This is a genomic window from Tessaracoccus sp., from assembly GCF_016714275.1.
GTDB lineage: Bacteria > Actinomycetota > Actinomycetes > Propionibacteriales > Propionibacteriaceae > Arachnia.
Map to the genome: position 1 here is coordinate 338,987 of NZ_JADJNP010000001.1, position 19,424 is coordinate 358,410.

Below are 19,424 nucleotides of genomic sequence, written 5' to 3' on the forward strand. Positions count from 1 at the left end.
ACGACAGGAGCCCCATGGGCAAAGACATGGGACACATCTTCCCGGGCAAGGAGTTCATCGAGACGACGCTCGATGCGCTGCATGTCAAGGACGACATGTCGCGCAAGGCGACCATCCCTTATCTGCAGCGCGCGGCGATGGCGGGCATCCTCATCGGCGTGTTCTACGGGGCCTACTTCACGACGGTCTCGGTCTTCGCGGGCATCAGCGCCGGCGACACCTCGCTCGTCGGACTGGGCAAGGTCGCCGGCTCGCTCGTGTTCGGCTGGGCGCTGATCTTCATCTATTACACGAAGTCAGAGCTGTTGACGTCGAACATGATGGTCGTGACCATCGGGCGCTACTACCGTGAGATCACCTGGGGGCGCGGGTTCACCATCATGGGCCTCTGCTACCTGGGCAATGCGCTCGGCGGCCTGCTCCTCGCGGTGTTCGTGAAGTTCTCGACGCTGGCCACCGGTCCCGTGATGGAACAGATGCTGCACTCCGCCGAGGTGAAACTCGCCTACGTCTCCGCAGGCCCCTCCGGATGGGGCGACCTTTTCGTGCGCGCCATCCTCTGCAACTTCATGATCAACGTCGCGATGCTGCTGGTCTACAACGGCTACGTGAAGGCCGACTTCGCCAAGATGTGTGCCATGCTCTCCGCGGTCTTCATCTTCGCCTTCCTGGGTCTCGAGCACTCCGTTGCCAACACGGTGCTCTTCCTGATGGTCGGGTTGCGAGAGGGCATCGATGTCGGCCTTGCGCTCGGCAACGTCGGCATCGCGCTGGCGGGCAACTTCGTCGGCGGCGGCCTCCTGATCGGCGCCTACTACGCCTACGTGAACGACTCCAAGCGTCACCTCCACGAGGAGACCGAGGAGCTCAACGTCCCCTGAGCAGTCGGGCCCTTCAGAGCGACATGACGACGACGCCACGGCCCTTCATCGAGCCGTCCCGGAGGCGCGCGTAGCCCTTGTTCACGTCGTCGAGGCTAAAGGTCTGGTTCACGACGTCGTCCACGTTGATCGCGCCGGTAGCGGCCATGTCGATCACCGCTGGCAGGTCGACGCGCGTGCGGGCGCCGTACGAGCCGATGATTGTCTGACTACGCCGAACGGTGCGGTTGATCTCGACCTCCGCCTTCTGGACGCCAGAGCCCAGCCCGATCGGCACCATCCGTCCGCCGTCGGCCAGCACGTCGAGCGCGGTCGTCCAGGTCTGCGGCCGGCCGAGCGCCTCGAACGAGACGTCGACGCCGACGCCGTCGGTCAGTGCGAAGACGCGCGCGCGGGCGTCCTCCCGCGAGCTGTTGATCACGTCGGTTGCGCCGAGTTCCTGCGCGGCCTCAAGCTTGGCGTCGTCGACGTCGATGGCGATCACTTGACGCGCGCCCATGGTCCTCGCGAACTCGATGATCATGGAGCCGACGCCGCCTGTCGCGACCACGGCTACGGTCTCGCCGTAGCGGAGATCGGCGCCGCGACGGACGGCGCCGTAGGCGGTCATGGCTGCACAGCCCAGGATCGCGGCGTTGGCCACGTCGAGGCCCTCCGGAACCGGGGCCACCGAGGTGGCTGGCACGACGCAGTACTCGGCGAGGCCGCCCATGGAGTACATCCAGATGGGATTGCCGTCGAGGTCGGCCAGGCGGGTCTCACCGTCGTAGAGGACGCCCTTGAGCCGGTTGAGCGCGAAGAATGGCGCGCAGAGGTCGTCACGGCCGGCGCGGCACGCGCGGCACTGGCCGCAGGGCATCAGGAACGCGGCGGCAGCGCGCATCCCCACTTCAAGGCCAGGGACCGTGGTTCCCGTGCCGATCTCGACGATCGTTCCCGCGACCTCGTGGCCCAGCACGCAGGGGGAGGGAAAGGCTATGTGCCCGCCGATCACGTGCAGGTCGGAGTGGCAGAGGCCACAGGCACTGACCTTGAGCAGGACCTCGTTGACCCGGGGACGAGGGGTCCGGATGGTCTCGACCTCCAGCTCCCCACCTGGCGTACGCAGCACTGCAGCTCGCATGGTGTCAGGAATCATTTCATCTCCTTATTTGTACTGACATATGAACGCTATCTGGCCAGGTACTGCGTCGCATCATTGGGGTGACTTAAGCTCCTTGATAGCACATTTGAAGGATGGTCCGACGGCCGTGCAGAACGACCGCCGATGGTCATAAGATGGTTACTCGTGTCTACCCCCGGTACCGTGCCCTCCCCCATCCCTCCCGACGCCCGCCGCGCGCGCTGGGCTGTCTCGATGATCTTCTTCCTCAACGGGGCATCGTTCTGCGCGATCCTGCCCCGCTACCCGGAGATGGTGGAGCAGATCGGACTGAGCAACGCGGCGTTCGGACTGGCCGTCGGCTTCGGACCCGTCGGCGGTCTCCTCGCCGGCCTGCTGGCGGCGCCGTTGATGGCACGCTGGGGCTCAGGACGCGCCGCCGTCACCATGCAGGTGGTCGCTTCCACGTCGCACGTCCTCATCTACACCGCGGGGAGCTGGCTCTGGCTCGCCCTCTCGCTGTTCCTCGCCAGTGCCGCGGACGCCATCACCGACATCTCCATGAATGCGCACGGCATGAGGGTCGAGCGCCGGTACCGCCGCTCGATCATGAACAGCTACCACGGCTGGTGGTCGCTCGGGGCCGTTTCGGGTGGCATCCTCGGCGCCTCGGCCGCACAGGTCGGGATACCCCTGTGGCTGCAAGGAGCCCTCGGCATCGTGGTCTTCGGCACCCTCGCCGTCGCCTCCTACCGATTCATGCTGCCCGGGCACGACTCAACCGAGCGAGAAGTGGCCTCGGCCTCCCCCGCGTCCGGGGCCGACGTCCCTGGCCCGAGCCGCGCCCGAGGCGTCCGCCGTCGGCTGCTGGCCGGCAACAGCGGGCGAGGCCTGCTCCTGATCCTCGCCCTCGGAGCGGTGCTCATCTTCGCAGGAGCTACGGAGGACGCGGGCGGCACCTGGGGAGCCCTCTTCATGACGCGGACCTTCGACTCGACGCCGTTCGTGGCGGGTCTCGCGTTCGTCGCCCTGCAGGGGGCGCAGACGATCGGGCGCTTCACCGGCGACGCCGTCGTCGACCGCCTCGGCGACCGCCGCACAGCTCAATACGGCGCTCTCCTCAGCGCCGCCGGGATGTCGTTTGCGCTGCTCGTGCCGCATCCGGCGACGGCGCTGGTCGGCTTCGCGTGCGCCGGCCTCGGTGTCGCCACGTTGTTCCCCGCCGCCTTTCGCGCCGCCGACGACATGGAAGGCGTCGCCCACGGCGTCGGCATCACGTTGGTGGGCTGGCTCGCGCGTGTCGGCTTCTTCGTGACGCCGCCCATCGTCGGGGCGCTGGCCGACGTCTTCACGCTTCGCTATGCGCTCTGGCTGGTGCCGGTGTACGCACTGGGCATCCTCCTGTTCTCCCCGGCCCTGGAGCACAACCCCCGGCGGGGCGCAGGCCCAGCCTTCAGGAGTTGATGTAGCGCAGGGAATCGGCGGCCTGGCCGACCGCCTCGTCGCCGAGCAGGTCGGCCACGGCAGCGTGGGCGTCCACTCCGGCGGCCTCGTTTCCGCTCACGTACAGCCAGTCGCCGCGCCCGGAGCGCTCACCCAGGTCGGCCAGCTCGCGCAGCGCGGCGCCCACGTGCATCGGCGAGTTCACGAGGCGCAGCGAGGCCAGCGCGCCCGACACCTCGTACCCGCGCAACTCGTCGAGCACCCAAGGTTCTAGCCGCTTGTCGCCGAGACCCCAGATGAGGTCGATCCCCACCGCCCCGTCGCGAAGGGCCGCGAACACCCCGGCGGCGCCGGAGCCCGTGACCACCGCCACGCCCGGCCTGACGCGATGGACGCGGTTCGGATGCGGCATCACCCAGGCGCGGACCTCGTCACCGGCCGCGACGCGATGAAGGAACGCGGCCGCGCGCCGCGGCCAGTCCTGACGCATCGTGACCTGCACCTTCACGATGCACCGGCCGCCCCCGTCGCGTCGCGCCTCCGACGCGGTGTAGAGGCGGGGTGTGATGCGCGGCAGGGCAAGCAGCTCGGCCGCGTCCAGGGCAGCGACGTCCTCCACGCCGAGCGCACTCAGGTCGAGCACGGACGCGGCAACATGCGCGGCTGTGGCGCGCGCGTACCGCGCAGGACGATGCGGCACCGGAGTCGTCCAGTAGCCCACCTCCGCGTCGGTCAGCGCGGGGGCGAGCGACGCGACGCGCGCGGGGTCGTTGCACCACCAGACGTAGAGCATGTCGCCCACGCCCACCTCCGCGCGCGTGTGGAGCTCGATTTCGACGACCCTGCTGAGCGGCGAGGCGGCGACGGTGCGCGTGTCGATCACCCGGAAGGACGCCGTTTCGCCTCGCACGATGCGCCGCACGTGACGCCGGTAGGCGGCGAAAGCGCGGTCACGGGGACTGCGCGACGCGGCCGGCAGCCTCACCCAGACGGCGCGCGCAAGGTCCTTGGCGTGAGAGCCGAGCGCGTCGGCCAGGTGAACCGGCGGACCGTCCAACGTGCTCAACGAGACTCCACCGCGACGACTTCCTTGGGCGCGTGCGCCGGGTCAGGAGGGACATCGACGGTCACGGGTGCGCGGTGCATCCACGACCCGCGCAGCCAGCGCCCGATCATCAAGGCGGCGCGCAGGGCCTCGTGTCCCGCGAGCGCCCAGAACAGGCCGGGCAGGCCCAGGCTGAGCTGCGACACGAGGAGCCAAGCGAGCGGAAGCAGCACGGCGACGCTCGCGGCGATCGAGTAGGCCATCGGCACGACGACGTCGCCCGCCGAGCGCAGCGCGCCGTAGATGACGGTCGTCGCCGCCGAGAGGGGGAGCAGCACGACGCTCACGGCGAGGGCGCCGCGCGCCATGTCGACGATGGCCTCGCGCGCGCCGAAGACCGACAACGTCGGCTCCGCGAAGTACCAGAGCAAGGCCGCGAGCATCGCCGAGGCCACGGCGGTCCAGCCTGCCGTGCGCAGCGTCGTGAGCTTTGCCCGACGCACGTCGCGCTCGCCGACGTTCCACCCGACGATGGTCTCGTTGCCCTGGGCCAGGGCGAGGATCACGCCGGTCACCAGGGCCGTGAGGGTGAGCGCGTAGGATCGGGCGTTGATGGCGTTCGCGCCGAGCACGTTGATGAGCGAGAGCGTCGCGACGATGGCCAGGTTGTAGGCGCCGTTCTCGAACACGGTCGGGATCGACAGGCGCATCATCGCCCAGAGCGTGCGGCGCGAGGACCCGTCCCTCGGCGTCGCGCCGCGGAACAGGGTGACCCCCGTGCGGCTACGCAGCAACCACATCAGGATCAGCACGCCGATGCCGCGCACCAGCAGGGAAGGCAAGGCGGCACCGACGACGCCGAGGTTCAGCACGAGCACGAACACGCCCAACAGCATCACGTCCACGAGGTTCACGACGATCGCGAGCACCAAGATCGCGGGCGTGCGGCCATAGGCGCGGAGGACGGCGGTCGCAGTCACGATGTAGGCGTTGAAGACGAGGCTCAGTGCGATCACCCACAGGTAGGCAAGGGCGTCGTCGACGAGCTCCTCCGGCGTGTTGACGAGACGCAATACCGTCGGGCCTGAGACCACGACGATCAGCGCGAGCCCGACGCCGAGCAGGCTGCCCGCGCGAAGGGCCGTGCGCGAGCTGCGTGCCGCGTCGCGCTCCTTGCCCGCTCCTAGCTGCTGCGCGACGACGACCAGCGCCCCGATGCTGAACAGCACCGATACGTCGTAGACGATGCCGAGCATCTGGTTCGCGGTTGCGACCGCCGCGTTCAGCTCAGGCGAGGCGATGCTCAGCACGATCACATTGCCGAGCGCCGCAAGCAGGGTGAGCACCGTCACCACAAGCAAGGGCCAGCTCAGGCGCATCAGACTCTTGCGAACGAATCCGGTTCGACTATCTGTCACGGGCACACCCCTCAAGTAGGAACTTAGGCTTACCTTACTTATATCTGGCCGGATGCCTTCTCGGATTCCACCACCCCCTTGCCGCCGGGCAGCGCATCCGCGATAATCTGCCGCAGGCGCCCGTCGGACGCCCGATCACGAGGATTGTTACTGCTTCGCAGGCGAGACCTTGGCCACACAGGTAGCTGAGCGTCCCTGCGCGTATGCGGGCTCGCCCGGCTCCACTCATCCAAAGGGAGTTGGAACGTGAGCGATTACACCGCGCTCGCCCAAGAGGTCGCCAAGCTGGTCGGCGGCCCGGACAACGTCACGAGAGCCGGCAACTGCGCCACGCGGCTGCGCCTCTCCGTGGCCGACCCAAGCAAGGTCGACCTCGACGCGCTCAATGCGACGCCGGGTGTCCTGAAGGCCGTCCACGCCGGCGGCCAGTTGCAGGTCGTCATCGGCACCCACGTCGCCGACGTGCTCGCCGAGATCGTCAAGCAGCCCGGCTGGTCTCAGATGGGCGGCGGAGCGGCCGCCGAGGCGCCGAAGGAGAAGCGTCGCCCGATCGACGTCGTGTTCGACTTCCTCGGGGGCACGTTCCAACCGCTCATCCCGGCCATCACCGGTGCGGCCATGGTGCAGATCATCACCCTGCTGCTCACGCAGTTCGGCGGCCTGAACCCCGAGAGCCCCACGGCACTCATCCTCAACGCGTCGGGCAACGCGATCTTCTACTTCCTGCCGATCTTCGTGGCGTACTCGGCCTCGAGCAAGCTGGGCACCAACCCGTTCACCGGGGCGATCATCGCCGCAGCACTGCTGCATCCGAGCTTCACCGCGATCGGCCAGACCGGGGACGTGCTGCAGGCGTTCGGCATGCCGCTGTTCATGTACACCTACGCGAACTCCATGTTCCCCGCGCTGATGGTGGCCCTCGCGCTCGCCGCGCTCGACCGGCTGCTCAAGAAGGTCCTGCCGAAGATGCTGCAGCAGGTGTTCAACCCCACGATCGAGGTGCTGCTTCTCGTGCCGCTCACCGCGCTCGTGTTCGGCCCCGTCGGGGTCGTTGTGGGCAACGGCATCGGCTCGGGCGTCTCGTGGCTGAGCGCCACCGCCCCGTGGCTCTTCTATGTCATCGTGCCCGCGCTCTGGGTCTTCCTCGTCGCGCTCGGCATCCACTGGGCCCTGATCTCGATCGGCATCGCCGACCTCGCCGCCACGGGCAGCTCCGTGATGTTCGGCGCCGCCATGGGCTACCAGTACGCGATCATGGGCATCGCCGTCGCCGTGCTGATCCGTGCGGCGCGCGACAGGAAGAAGGAGGCGCGCGACACCGCGGCGGCCGCAACGCTGTCGGTCGCGATCGGCGGCATCACCGAGCCGACCGTCTACGGCTTCGTGCTGCGCTACCGCAAGGTGCTCTGGATACAGATGGCCACCGCCGGCGTCACCGGCGCCGTGATGGGCATCTTCGGCCAGAGCATGGTCGGGTTCTCCCCTTCACCGTTCCTCAGCTTGCCGATCATGGACCCGGTAATCGGCGGCATCCTCGGGATCGTCACGTCGCTTGTCGTCGCCATCGTGCTGGTGTGGGTCTTCGGCTATGAGAACAAGGCCTCCGACGACGCTGCCGCCGTCCCGGCCGCGGCCCCGACGACCGAGGCCGCCGTGGGCGGGTTCACCGGCGGGACCGACGCAGAGGTCACCCCGGGCGACATCGTCATCGCCGCCCCGCTCGCAGGCAAGGTCGTTCCGCTGAGCGAGACCGGCGACCCGGTGTTCGGTGGCGGGCTAGTCGGCCCTGGCGTAGCCATCGTGCCGAGCGGGAGCCGCGTCGTGGCTCCGGCCGCGGGCGTCGTCGTCGCCCTGCCCGACAGCCACCACGCAATCGGGCTGCGGCTCGACAGCGGCGTCGAACTGCTCGTGCACGTCGGCATCGACACCGTGCGGCTCAAGGGCACGCACTTCACGCCACTCGTCCACCCGAACCAGCGAGTGACCGCTGGCGAAGTGCTGCTGGAGTTCGATCCGGCGGGCATCTCCGCGGCGGGGTACCCGCTCATCACGCCCGTCGTCGTCACCAACGCGCTTCAGGGCCAGGAGGTCGTCGAGGTCGGCTCCGGCGAGGTCGGTGAGGGCGCCGCCCTCCTCGACGTCCGCACGACCGCGCCAGCGGCGTCCGAGTAGGCTCGATCGCACCGACTCGGTGCGCCGGTCGAGCGGCCGGCGCACCGGAGGGGACGAGATGCGCACTGTCACGAAGGTCTTCAACAACAACATCGTTCATGCCGTGGACGGCGACGGCGAGGACGTCATCCTCGTGGGCGCGGGCGTCGGCTTCCGGGCGAGCCGCGGTGACTCCGTGAACGAGGACCGCGTCGAGCGCGAGTTCCACCCGACGGGACTGGTGCCGAGCGGGGCGTTCCGCGTGCTGCTGGACCTTCCCTACCCCGCCATCCGCGCCATATCGATCGCGGCCGACCACATCGCTCGGGTGCACGGGACGCGGCTGACCCCCGCGGCCGAGGTGGGCCTTGCCGACCACATCGCCCAGGCGATCTCGCGGCTTGAGGAGGGTCTACCGATCTACAACTCGATGCTGTGGGAGACGAAGGCCGCCTATCCGCAGGAGTTCGCGATCGCGCTCGAGGTGCTGTCGATCGTTCATCGTGAGCTCGGCCGCAAGCTCCCCCTCGACGAGGCGGGCTTCGTGACCCTTCACCTCGTCAACGCCGGCGTCGTGCGCGCGCCAGAGCAGGGGATCACCCTCTCGGCAGCGCTCCGCGACGTTATCGGCATTGTCGCCGACGACCTCGGCATCACGGTGGACGGCTCGTCGGCAGCGGGCGTCCGGTTCATCACTCATCTGAAGTTCGTGATCAAGCGCGTCACTCGCAACCAGGCGTACAACGACGCGTTCGACGCCTTCTTCCGCACACTGCGCGAACAGCACCCACCGGTGTATCGCTGCGCCTCCCACATCGCAACCTATCTCGACAACTCGTTCGATGCCGCTGTTACCGAGGCCGAACGCACGATCGCGAGGCCGGCGCCGGCGAGCTATGCGGTGAGGAACGGCAGCACCGAGTTGGGGGCGATGCCAGCGAAGGTGTCAGTGAAGATTCGGCCAATGGTGACGGCAGGGTTGGCGAACGAGGTGGAGCTGGTGAACCAGTACGCGGCGCCGATGTAAGAGCCGACCGCCGCCGCGATTACTGGTGCGGGCCGACCGGTGCGGATGAGGCCCATGATCAGGAGCACAAGACCCGCGGTGGCGACGACCTCGGCGAGGATCGTCGCAGGGGCGGCGCGATCAGTGGTGGAAATCGCGGTCGGAGTAGCGAACATCGCGTTCGCCAATACCGCGCCGCCAATCCCGCCTGCGATTTGCGCCGGCAGGTAGATGACGAGCTCTCGCGCCGAGAGCCCGGTGGCTGAGCGGCGGCCGAGGAGGGCGTCCGCGAGGGAGACGACGGGGTTGAAGTGCGCGCCGGAGACCGGAGCGAGCAACACGATCAGGACGCCGAGGCCGAGCGCGGTGGCGATCGAGTTCTCCAGCAGCTGCAGGCCAGTGTCGGCGGAGAGTCGTTGCGCGGCGATTCCGGAACCGACCACAACGGTGACCAGCAGCCCCGTGCCGAGAAACTCTGCGAAGCCGCGCCGCCAGACCCCGGTCACGACCGGGGTGCCGCGAGACCAGGGGCGAGCTCAGTGAGCAGCTGCTCGACGTGCTGCTGGATCTCGTCGCGGACCGCGCGGAGCCCGTCCAAGTCAAGGTCGGACGGGTCGTTCAGATCCCAGTCGAGGTAGCGCTTGCCCGGATAGAGCGGGCAGGCGTCCCCGCAGCCCATCGTCACGACCGCGTCTGCGGCGCGGACAACGTCATCGGTGAGCGGCTTGGGGAACTCGTCGGCAAGGTGAATCCCGGCTTCCTCAAGCACAGCCACAACACCCGGCAGCACACCCGCGGCAGGCTGCGAGCCGGCGGAGCGGACGTGGACGCGATCGCCGGCGAGATGCCTCGTGATGGCGGCGGCCATCTGCGACCGGCCGGAGTTCTGGACGCAGACGTAGAGGATCTCCGGCACCGGCTTGCCAATCAGCCCGCGCGATTGCGCGAGGGCGACCAGCCGGTCGTGGGCGAACTTTTCCGCCACCGTCGGCAGATGAGTGTTGACCGCGGCGGTGCGGGCCAGCCCGGTGTAGGACTCGAACACGACCCTTTCGGCGGTCTCTTCGCTGACCATCCCGCCGAACTGCCGTGCGAGTCGTTCGGCGGCACGGTGCAGCACCGAGTCTGGGGAGAGTAGCCCGTCCTGGCCGCGCGGCGCGTTCATGCTGGCCGCCAGGTGGGGAGGAGCTCGGCGATCAGCGTCTCGACGCGGGAGCGGATCTCGTCCCGGATCGACCGGACCGCGTCGATGCTCTGGCCCGCGGGGTCGTCGAGCTGCCAGTCCTCATAGCGCTTCCCGGGGAAGATCGGGCATGCATCCCCGCAGCCCATCGTGATCACCACGTCCGACTCGCGGACCGTGTCGACGGTCAGGAGCTTCGGGTCGTTGCTGGCGATATCGATGCCCTCCTCAGCCATCACGTCGACCGCGACCGGATTGATTTGGTCCTTCGGTTCGGACCCGGCCGAAAGCACCTCGACTCGATCGCCAGCAAGATGCTGCAAGTAACCTGCGGCCATCTGCGACCTACCGGCATTGTGAACGCAGACGAACAGGACGGTGGGTTTCTCACTCATCACGGCCTCTCTTTCTTTCACCAGAAAGCATAGACCATTATCTATGTATCAGGAAAGTGGGTCGCCGGTCAGTTCGGAGAGCAGCGCGCGGACTCGCAGGTCAATGTCGTCGCGGATCTTTCGAATGACGCTCAGCGGCTTGCCGACTGGGTCGGCAAGGTCCCAGTCCAGGTATCGGCGGCCGGGATAGACCGGGCAGGCGTCGCCGCAGCCCATCGTGACCACGACATCCGCAGCCTTCACGGCCTCGTCGGTCAGGGGCTTGGGGAACTCTCCGCCGATGCTGACGCCAATCTCGTCGAGCGCGGTCACGATCGCTGAGCGGACCTCGGCCGCGGGCGCGGATCCGGCGGAGCGGACGATGACTGTGTCGCCGGCGAGTTGGCGCAGGATGCCGGCGGCAAGCTGCGAGCGGCCTGCATTCTGGACGCACACGAACAGCACCGACGGCGGCCACCCCGACTGAACCTCGGTGCGGCGAACGTCGTCGAGGCGGGATGCGGTGAATGCCGCAGCGCGTGAGGCCAGTAGCGGCGCGTCACCGCGGGCTGTTAGCAGGTCGCGGGAGTCGGTCAGGTAGCGTGCGATTGTCTCGCGATTGAAGGAGCCTTTGTAGCGCGCGGCGAGGTCGTCTATGACCCGCTCCCAATCCGGCTCCTCGCCGCCGATGGCGGGGGCGCCGAGGAGGGCGGTGACGTGGTCAGCTTTGTCGGGGTTGATCGAGTACCAGACCCGGCGCCCCTCGGGTTCGCGGACCACGAGACCTTCAGCGCGCAGCGCCGCCATGTGATGGCTGACCGTAGGTTGCCGCAACCCGAGCTGCTCGGCGAGGCGGCTCACCATGGCCCGCTCACCCTCGGCGTCGCGGATCAGCTGGACGATCCGGGCACGGGTGGGATCAGCAAGCACCGCCAACGTAGGTATCTCCACCATCGAATCCATAGACCATAATCTATCTTGAACGAGGTGTGGCCGTCCGCCAGACCATCCGTGGGGAACAGGAGCAATCATGACACAGGCCTCGACGGCCACCGCTCGCAGCACGGTGTGGGAAGTGTTCCGGGTGTTCCTGAAGCTCGGGACCACCTCGTTCGGAGGGCCCGTCGCGCACCTCGGCTATTTCCGCACCGAGTTCGTCGAACGCCGCAAGTGGATGGGCGACCGCGAGTATGCAGATCTGGTCGCACTGTCACAGTTCCTGCCCGGCCCCGCGTCTAGCCAGGTTGGCTTCGGCGTGGGTCTGCTCCGCGCAGGCGGTTGGGGTGCGGTTGCGGCGTTCGTAGGATTCACCTTGCCGTCCGCGGTGTTGATGGTCGCATTCGCCTATGGGGCAGCGTGGATTTCCGGTCCGATCGGTGACGGACTGCTCACGGGATTGAAGATCGTCGCGGTCGCGATCGTCGCCCAAGCCGTCTGGGGAATGACTCGAACTCTTACCCCCGATCGCCCTCGCGCCGGGATCGCTGTGGTCGCGCTCGCTACCGCGATGCTGCTGGTGGGGTCGGTGGGTCAGATCGTTGCGATCCTGATCGGCGCGATTGGCGGACTGATCTTCTGCCGCATGGCTGTCGAGGAACAGCGGCCAGACATGCTCCACTTCCCCGTGCGACGTGCTGTCGGCATCACCAGTCTCGCCGTGTTCTTTCTCCTGTTGGTCGGCGGCCCAGCCCTCGCTTCAGCGACAGGCATCGGCGGGGTGGCTTTGTTCGACGCGGTCTATCGGGCCGGCGCGCTCGTGTTCGGCGGCGGACACGTCGTGCTTCCGCTGCTGCAGGCCGGCGTGGTCGACCCAGGCTGGGTGACGAACGCTCAGTTCCTCGCCGGATACGGGGCAGCCCAAGCCGTCCCCGGCCCGTTGTTCACCTTCTCCGGATACCTTGGCGCGATCTCTGACACCGGTCCCGGTGGGATCTGGGGCGCGCTGATTGCACTGATCGCCGTGTTCCTGCCCGGCTTCTTGCTCCTGCTCGGAGTCTTGCCGTTCTGGAACACCTTCCGCCGCCGCGCATGGGCGCAAGCGGTCATGCGCGGCGCAAACGCCGCCGTCGTCGGAATCCTCGCCGCCGCCCTCTACTCACCCGTATTCACCACAGCAATCACCGGACCCGGCCCATTCACCCTCGCCGTGATCTGCTTCGTGCTCCTCATCTCTTGGAAACTACCCCCGTGGGTCGTGGTGCTCGTCGGCGCCGCTGGCGGCATTCTCATGGGCCTGCTGTAGCAATGGTTTGACAGCGCTGTGGTATACCGACAAGTACCGCAAGTACCTTACTATCTTCTTATGCGTGAAGATAATAAGGTATGCAGCTTTGGGGTGGAGAGCCAGTACGTCGATTTAGCTGCCGAGGTGTTCTCACTGCTGTCGGATGCGACGCGGATCCGCATCATTCTGGCGCTGCGCGACAGTGAACTCCCGGTGGGCGAGCTGGCGGAGCGGGTCGGAAAGTCACCGACCACGGTGTCGCAGCATCTCGCGAAGCTGCGGTGGGGCAAGGTCGTGCAAGCTCGGCAGGAGGGCACCCGCGTGTTCTACAGCCTGATCGATGAGCATGCCCGCCAACTGGTCACGCACGCGGTGTTCCAGGCCGAGCACGTTGTCGAGAGGTTACCGCCGCACCACCGTGGCCCAGTCGCTTCGCAGGGCACGACAAACGGCGCAGCAGAATGAGTGTCACCGATGCTCGTGCTCGGGACGCGGTGACATCAGCTGGCGCGGCAAGCCTGTGGCGACGGATCGACCGTAGCGATCTGGCGCGCACCCTTTTCGTCGCAGCCTGCACCCTCACCGTTGCGCTCGGCGTAACCTGGCCGTGGCCGCAAGTGCCCGTCGTCGCGATGATCGGGCTGATCGTCGGATGCTGGCCGATCCTGATGGAAGCGCTGCACGACATGCGTGCGCGGCGCATGAGCATGGAACTGTCCATGCTGATCGCCATCGTCGCAGCCGCTGCGATCGGTGAGTGGGTGACGGCGCTGCTGATCACCACGTTCGTGCTCGCCGCCGAAATCCTCGAAGACCTGACCATGGATCGGGGGCGCGACGCCCTGACCGACCTCATGACGTTCCTCCCCGACACCGTGCAGGTTCGGCAGGGCGTAGACATTGCGACGGTGCCGCTGTCCAACGTCGTCTCGGGGCAGGTGGTTGTCGTTGGTCCGGGCGGACGCATCCCGGTTGATGGCGTGGTGGTCATGGGCGAGACGACCGTGGATCAGTCGCGGATCACCGGCGAGTCGCTGCCCGTGGACGTGGGGGTCGGCAGCGAGGTGTTCGCGGGGTCCATCAACCAGATCGGTGCCGTCGAAATCCGCGCCGAGCGAGTCGGCGCAGCATCGTCATATGGGCGCATCGTGGAAGCAGTGCGACAGGCGCAGGAGTCTGAACCGCCCGTGCAGCGCCTCGCAGATAAACTCGCCGCCTGGCTGGTGTACCTCGCGCTCGGCGGCGCGGTCATCACCTACCTCGTAACCCGCGATATCACCTCTGCGATCGCGGTGGTCGTGGTGGCCGGGGCGTGCGGCATCGTTGCGGGCACGCCGCTGGCGGTGCTCGCCGCGATCGCCCGGATCGCCCGGTCGGGGGCGTTCGTGAAAGACGGCGCGCATCTCGAAGCGCTCTCGACCGTGGATACTGTCGCGTTCGACAAGACGGGCACCCTCACTATGGGCGCTCCGGCCGTTACCGGGATCCACACGGCAACGGGCGTGACCGAGGACGAGTTGTTGACCCTCGCGGCTGCGGCCGAAGCCTATTCGGAGCATCCGCTCGGGCAAGCGATCATCACACATGCCAACCATCTGGCCCTGCCACTGGAATCGGCCGAGGACTTCACCTACCGGCCCGGCCTGGGCGTGACCGCAACAGTCGCAGGCAGAGTCATCGCGGCGGGGAGCCGACGACTGGTGACTGATGCCCCCGACACACCACCGGAGCAAGGGATCGCCACCGCCGTCTACGTCAGTATCGACGGCACCTACGCGGGCACGATCCTCTTGGCCGACACGCTCCGCGACTCCGCGAAGGCTGCAGTCGCAGAACTGCACCGCCGCGGGCTGCGCACACTCATCATCACCGGAGATCAGGAAGCAACCGCACGGGCCATCGCCGCCGAACTTGGCATTGATGACGTGCATGCCGGCCTGTTGCCAGAGCAGAAGCTTGCCGCGATCGACGCGGAACGCGCAGCCGGACACACGCTTGCCATGGTCGGTGACGGTGTGAACGATGCCCCCGCCCTTGCCCACGCCCACGTCGGGATCGCCATGGGATCCGGCACCGACATCGCCCGCGAGAGCGCCGACGTCGTGCTGATCAGCTCAGACCTGAACGACCTCGCCCACACACTGTTCGTCGCGAAGCGGGCACGGCGGATCGTGATGTTCAACTTCATCGGCACGATCGCCGTCGATCTCATCGGCATCGGACTCGCCGCATTCGGGCTGCTCAGCCCGGTCGTGGCAGCCCTCATCCATGTCGGGAGCGAGACGACGTTCATCCTCAACTCCGCGCGCCTCATCCCCGGCAGACAGAGCAGGGCGGCGAGCACTGGAGTTGCGAACACCCGATCGCACGAGTGAAGACGAAAGCTCAGCTGACTTGCGACTATGCGGAGCGGGTGTATTCCGACGGTCCGACGATGCGACTTATTGACGCGTGGGCTGGGCGAACGCTTCCGCTCCGAGTGGGGTTCCAGACCCGCGTTCACGTTTCACGCGCCGGTGGATACTGAGCGCTCGTAACGCAGACACGATCGCGACAAGATCAACGACTTCCTGTAGGAGGGCACCCACCACTGCGGGGAGATACCCGAAGGCTGCGACAAGCATCAGCCCTACCGAGATGATGATGCCCAGCCAGATCGATTGCAGTGCGATCGTGACGGTGCGACGGGAGACGTACATCACATCCGCGACGCGTGAAATGTCATCTGCGGTGATCACAGCTGAGGCGGATTCGCTGGCCACGGTGGCACCGCGCCCAGCCATCGCGATCCCCACATTGGCGGCAGCGAGCACGGGAGCATCGTTGATGCCGTCACCGACCATGAGTACTGGGCGGGGCCGCATCGCCTGCACGAGCTCCACCTTGGTCTGCGGCGTCGTCTCGGCATGCACCGTCGTGATGCCTGCCTCGTGCGCGATGGATTCTGCGGTCGGTGCAACGTCTCCGGTCACCATCGCGATCTCTTCGACCCCGGCTGCTCGGAGGCGAGCCACCGTGTCTGCAGCCTGCGGGCGGAGAGGGTCTGACAACACGATCACCCCGGCAAGCTCGTTACCGACGGCCACGTACACCGCGGTCTCGCCCGCAGCCAGGGCGGGGCGAGTGATGTGCCCGGTCACTTCTTCGATGAACGCAGGCTTCCCCACCCGCACCTGCGTGCCGTCAGAGAACACAGCATGCACACCGTTCGTTGCCACTTCATCTGCATGTGCAACCTGTGGCAGTTCGCGCTTCTGAACCCGTGCCGCGGCGATGATCGGTTCTGCGAACACGTGTACCGAGAACTGTTCAGCGGCGGCCGCGAGTTGGAGCGTTTCTCTCGCAGAACGCGCCGCCGGCACAATGTTGACGACGTCGGCCTTGCCCTGTGTGAGGGTGCCGGTCTTGTCGAATGCGGCCGAGCGTACACGCGCGAGCACTTCGAGCGCTCCGCCGTCTTTGATGATGACGTTCAGCTTCGCGGCGGAACTCATCCCACCCATGAACGCGACCGGAGTGGCGATCAGAAGCGGACAGGGGGTGGCGACGACGAGCACCTCAGCAAACCGCACCGGATCACCGCTGACATACCAGGCGACACCCGCGATCAGCAGCGCCAGAATCGTGAAGGGCACCGCGTATCGGTCAGCGAGCCGCACCATCGGAGCCCGTGAATCGACGGCCGCTTCGACGAGCTTCACGATGCCCGCATAGTTCGATTCGCTCGCGACCTTCTCAGCGCGCATCGTGAGACTCTCGGTGCCGTTCACCGTTCCCGACAACAACGAGTCACCGGCCTGGTAACTCACGGGCAGTGGTTCACCGGTCACCGACGATTCGTCGATGCTCGCATGCTCGGAGAGGAGCGTTCCGTCCACGGGTAGCACCTCCGATGAACGCACGAGCAACTCGTCACCGACCGCCACTTCATCGACGGGAATGCGTTGCACGTCACCGGTGACCGGGTCAACCCGCTGAGCGAAGGCGGGGGCACGGTTCAAGAGCATGTCGAGCTCACGGCTCGCTCGCCGCGCCGCCACCGCTTCGAGCGCTTCGCCGCCGGTGAGCATCAACGCAATGATGAGCCCTGCAACATACTCTTGCACCGCGAGGGTAGCCACCATCGCGACGACGGCGAGCACGTCGAGCCCCCAGTGCCCGCTCATCAGGTCGCGGACCATACCGATTGCCGTCGTCACGATGACCACACCAACGACGAGGAACGCCGTGATCGCGAGCGCGGTCTGCTGCCCTGTGGCCCAGAGCGTCACCCCGGTTGCCAGGCCGATTACGACGAAGACCATGAGCGGTCGGCTCCGCAAGAACTGCAGCGTCTCGCGCAGAAGCCCCGGCTTCGCGGGGGCTTCCAACGGGGAAAGTGTCTGTGTCACCGTGCCGCCTTGTTCTCGTTCTTGTTTCCGTTACACATGGGCTGCGAGTGACGTGAGCGCGTCGACATCGAGGATCGTGACGCGGCCTCCTGCCCCCTGGAGGATGACTCCCGCGTCGCTGAGAGCGCGCAGCTGGCGACTCAGCGACTCCGGGGTCGTATCCAGCAGCGACGCGATGTCCTTCTTGGCGAGCGGGAGCATAACCACGGAAAGGCGATCCGTCCCGGGTTGTGCGGGGAGGGCGAGGAGGTAGTCGGCGAGGCGCGAACTCACATCCCCGGATATCACCGCGGCCAATCGGGCTTCCGCTTCACCGAGCCGCCTGCTCACACCCTGCAGCATCCGCAATCCGATGCTCGCGTGCTTCTCGACGAGCTTGCCGAGATCGTCATGACGGAACACGCACAGCTCTGCGGCTTCGAGCGCCGTTGCCGAATGATCGGGTCTCGTGCCGGTGAGGAACGCGGATTCGCCGATGAAGTCTCCCGGGCCGAGAACCCGGATAATCTGCTCGTGGCCGTCGGGGCTTGTACGAGAGATCTTGACGCGTCCGGTGTGCACCACCATCAGTTGTGACACGTCACTTCCCGCGCCATAGACCTGCTGTAAGCGGTCGAGCTGGGTGGGGTGTGCGACGCGGGCCACCTCCAGCTGCTCGTCGTAGCTCAACCCCTGGAACAGGGGTACCAGGCTCACGCACAGTTCGGCTGCTTCGCTCATCGCTGATGGCGGGGGCAGTGATGTTGACAAAGGTGCTCCTTTCCTTCTCCTCCAGTCTCTTATCCAGTATGGCAATGCGGTGGAATCAGGGGGTCACGACGACCTTCCCGGTGGCGTGCCCGGATTCGACGACGGCGACCGCGGTACGTGCGTCCACGAGCGCGAACTGCTGCACCACGTGCGGATCAACGAGTCCGTACTCGACGACGCCAGTGATCTTCGCGAGGCTCTCAGCGGTGCGGACCAGCCCGGCTCCACCAAGATCAGTCGCGGTTGCCGCATCGGCGGCACTGACAATATTCTTGGGATTCTTCACGAGAGTGGCGAACTCGCGCAGAACCTCACCGCCAACGAGGTCAAGGATGAGATCCACCCCATCTGAAGCGATTGCACGCACCCGGTCGGCGGCACCTTCGCCTGAAAGGACGAAGGCTGCGCCGGTCGATGTGATGAGGTCTTGCTTGGATGCACTCCCGACCCCGATGACCGTGAACTTGTGAACGCGACCAATCTGGGCGGCAATGAGTCCGACTCCACCACCTGACCCGATGATCAGCATTGTTTGGCCGGGTTCCAATTCGATCTGGTGGGTGAGGTCGTATGCGGTGGCACCGGCCACCGGAAGTACCGCAGCGTCAGCAAAGGAAACTATCTCGGGCTTCTGCACCGTGCGTGCAGCCGCCAGCACTGCGTGTTCAGCGATGCCTCCGAACTCTTCTGCCACAGCTCCCAAGACTGCGTCGCCGATAGAGAAGCCAGAGACGTCGTCGCCGACTGCCGTGACGATTCCTGACGCCTCGAACCCCATCTCTTTGGGCAGCGCGTGATGTTTCCCGAATCGCCCCTCGCGAGTCTTCCAGTCAGCGGGGTTCACTCCAGCCGCTTTCACCTCGATCGCGACCTGATCCGGGCCGGGTGTGGGCATCGGACGCTCGATGATCTGTTCGGTCTCAGGTCCACCGTAGGAGGTGAAAACGAGTACTTTCGACATCGCTGTGTGCACTTCCTATGGCCTCTGTCGGTTTCAGTGTGCGCCCTGTGGAGGCGCGTCCTCGCCCGAAGCTTCGGCAGCATCCGCCAGCTCCTTCGTGGCATACACCGCGTCGATCGAATGTTCGGGCGGTGAATAGACCGTGTAGAGCACGAGGGGTTCGTCACCCGTGTTGCGGAAGTTGTGGCGGGTACCAGCGGGAACTGCACACAGGTCTCCGGCATCGACGGCATGGGTGTGACCATCAAGGTCGGCCTGGCCGGTGCCAGAGATGAATGTCAAGAGTTGATCGGTGGTGTCGTGCACCTCGTCACCGATCTCGCCTCCCACGGGGATCGTCATCACCACCAGTTGGGAGTGTTCTCCTGTCCAGAGCACTTTACGGAAGTCGGGGTTTGCCTTGACAACATCATCGATGATGAAGTGCTTCACGTTCCCGGTGACCGTGTGTTGTTGTTCGTTCATGTTTTCTTCTACCTTTCTGAGAATTTCGAT

Annotated in this window: 17 protein-coding genes and 1 pseudogene; 7 read left to right on the forward strand and 11 right to left on the reverse strand. The window is 66.5% G+C overall.

From position 1 onward, the window contains the following. Positions 1 to 14 precede the first annotated feature (14 nt). A complete protein-coding gene (locus IPJ61_RS01620; protein ID WP_297102360.1) occupies positions 15 to 881 on the forward strand; it encodes a formate/nitrite transporter family protein in 867 nt (288 codons plus the stop codon). A gap of 13 nt (positions 882 to 894) precedes the next feature. On the opposite strand, the gene IPJ61_RS01625 is transcribed toward IPJ61_RS01620, so the two are convergent. Next, the gene (locus tag IPJ61_RS01625) at positions 895 to 2,019 is read right to left on the reverse strand and encodes a zinc-binding dehydrogenase (protein ID WP_297102362.1); all 1,125 of its coding nucleotides are present in this window, start codon (positions 2,017 to 2,019) and stop codon (positions 895 to 897) included. Positions 2,020 to 2,169: 150 nt separating this feature from the next. Here IPJ61_RS01625 and IPJ61_RS01630 point away from each other — a divergent pair, with 150 nt between their 5' ends. Beyond that, positions 2,170 to 3,447 (forward strand): MFS transporter, encoded by a 1,278-nt coding sequence (locus tag IPJ61_RS01630; protein ID WP_297102364.1) that lies wholly within the window; start codon positions 2,170 to 2,172, stop codon positions 3,445 to 3,447. Here the strand turns inward: IPJ61_RS01630 and IPJ61_RS01635 are convergent. Both IPJ61_RS01635 and IPJ61_RS01640 read right to left on the reverse strand, forming a co-directional pair. Further along, positions 3,437 to 4,492: a hypothetical protein gene (locus IPJ61_RS01635; protein ID WP_297102366.1), complete on the reverse strand. Its 1,056-nt coding sequence runs from the start codon at positions 4,490 to 4,492 to the stop codon at positions 3,437 to 3,439. The genes IPJ61_RS01630 and IPJ61_RS01635 overlap by 11 nt on opposite strands. Continuing rightward, entirely contained in the window at positions 4,489 to 5,889 is a 1,401-nt protein-coding gene (locus tag IPJ61_RS01640; RefSeq protein WP_297102368.1) for an MATE family efflux transporter, read from the reverse strand. Before IPJ61_RS01640 ends, IPJ61_RS01635 begins: the two co-directional genes overlap by 4 nt. A 246-nt stretch (positions 5,890 to 6,135) precedes the next feature. On the opposite strand from IPJ61_RS01640, the gene IPJ61_RS01645 reads away from it, so the two are divergent. After that, positions 6,136 to 8,061 (forward strand): glucose PTS transporter subunit IIA, encoded by a 1,926-nt coding sequence (locus IPJ61_RS01645; protein ID WP_297102370.1) that lies wholly within the window; start codon positions 6,136 to 6,138, stop codon positions 8,059 to 8,061. Between the two features lie 58 nt (positions 8,062 to 8,119). Next, positions 8,120 to 8,893, forward strand: a pseudogene (locus IPJ61_RS01650) (PRD domain-containing protein); the annotation flags it as partial. 41 nt (positions 8,894 to 8,934) lie between these two features. On the opposite strand, the gene IPJ61_RS01655 reads toward IPJ61_RS01650, so the two are convergent. From IPJ61_RS01655 to IPJ61_RS01670, 4 genes are read right to left on the reverse strand one after another with little or no spacing between them, the layout of a single operon-like run. After that, the gene (locus IPJ61_RS01655) at positions 8,935 to 9,552 is read right to left on the reverse strand and encodes an aquaporin (RefSeq protein ID WP_297102371.1); all 618 of its coding nucleotides are present in this window, start codon (positions 9,550 to 9,552) and stop codon (positions 8,935 to 8,937) included. Beyond that, positions 9,549 to 10,211: an arsenate reductase ArsC gene (locus IPJ61_RS01660; protein WP_297102372.1), complete on the reverse strand. Its 663-nt coding sequence runs from the start codon at positions 10,209 to 10,211 to the stop codon at positions 9,549 to 9,551. The genes IPJ61_RS01655 and IPJ61_RS01660 overlap by 4 nt, the downstream gene beginning before the upstream one ends. Continuing rightward, positions 10,208 to 10,624 carry an arsenate reductase ArsC gene (locus IPJ61_RS01665; RefSeq protein WP_133755708.1) on the reverse strand — a complete coding sequence of 139 codons (417 nt, stop codon included), beginning with the start codon at positions 10,622 to 10,624 and terminating at the stop codon, positions 10,208 to 10,210. The genes IPJ61_RS01660 and IPJ61_RS01665 overlap by 4 nt, the downstream gene beginning before the upstream one ends. Before the next feature lie 48 nt (positions 10,625 to 10,672). Continuing rightward, positions 10,673 to 11,566: a metalloregulator ArsR/SmtB family transcription factor gene (locus IPJ61_RS01670; RefSeq protein WP_243831920.1), complete on the reverse strand. Its 894-nt coding sequence runs from the start codon at positions 11,564 to 11,566 to the stop codon at positions 10,673 to 10,675. 67 nt (positions 11,567 to 11,633) lie between these two features. Between IPJ61_RS01670 and chrA the strand changes: the two genes are divergently transcribed. From chrA to IPJ61_RS01685, 3 genes are all read left to right on the forward strand, one after another. After that, positions 11,634 to 12,845: a chromate efflux transporter gene (gene chrA, locus IPJ61_RS01675; protein ID WP_297102373.1), complete on the forward strand. Its 1,212-nt coding sequence runs from the start codon at positions 11,634 to 11,636 to the stop codon at positions 12,843 to 12,845. Positions 12,846 to 12,905: 60 nt separating this feature from the next. Continuing rightward, positions 12,906 to 13,292 carry an ArsR/SmtB family transcription factor gene (locus tag IPJ61_RS01680; RefSeq protein ID WP_297102375.1) on the forward strand — a complete coding sequence of 129 codons (387 nt, stop codon included), beginning with the start codon at positions 12,906 to 12,908 and terminating at the stop codon, positions 13,290 to 13,292. Positions 13,293 to 13,459: 167 nt separating this feature from the next. Beyond that, positions 13,460 to 15,202, forward strand: coding sequence for a heavy metal translocating P-type ATPase (locus IPJ61_RS01685; RefSeq protein ID WP_297102377.1), 1,743 nt, complete (start codon positions 13,460 to 13,462; stop codon positions 15,200 to 15,202). Between the two features lie 66 nt (positions 15,203 to 15,268). Here the strand turns inward: IPJ61_RS01685 and IPJ61_RS01690 are convergent, their stop codons facing one another. The 4 genes from IPJ61_RS01690 to IPJ61_RS01705 form a co-directional block, all read right to left on the reverse strand. Continuing rightward, complete coding sequence (locus IPJ61_RS01690) at positions 15,269 to 17,218, reverse strand: heavy metal translocating P-type ATPase (RefSeq protein WP_297102379.1); 1,950 nt, start codon at positions 17,216 to 17,218, stop codon at positions 15,269 to 15,271. Between the two features lie 30 nt (positions 17,219 to 17,248). Further along, on the reverse strand, positions 17,249 to 17,938 hold the full coding sequence (locus IPJ61_RS01695; RefSeq protein WP_297102381.1) for a Crp/Fnr family transcriptional regulator: 690 nt from the start codon (positions 17,936 to 17,938) through the stop codon (positions 17,249 to 17,251). Between the two features lie 85 nt (positions 17,939 to 18,023). Beyond that, on the reverse strand, positions 18,024 to 18,929 hold the full coding sequence (locus tag IPJ61_RS01700; protein WP_297102382.1) for an NADP-dependent oxidoreductase: 906 nt from the start codon (positions 18,927 to 18,929) through the stop codon (positions 18,024 to 18,026). Positions 18,930 to 18,962: 33 nt separating this feature from the next. Next, a complete protein-coding gene (locus IPJ61_RS01705) occupies positions 18,963 to 19,394 on the reverse strand; it encodes a cupin domain-containing protein (RefSeq protein WP_297102384.1) in 432 nt (143 codons plus the stop codon). Between the last annotated feature and the right edge of the window lie 30 nt (positions 19,395 to 19,424).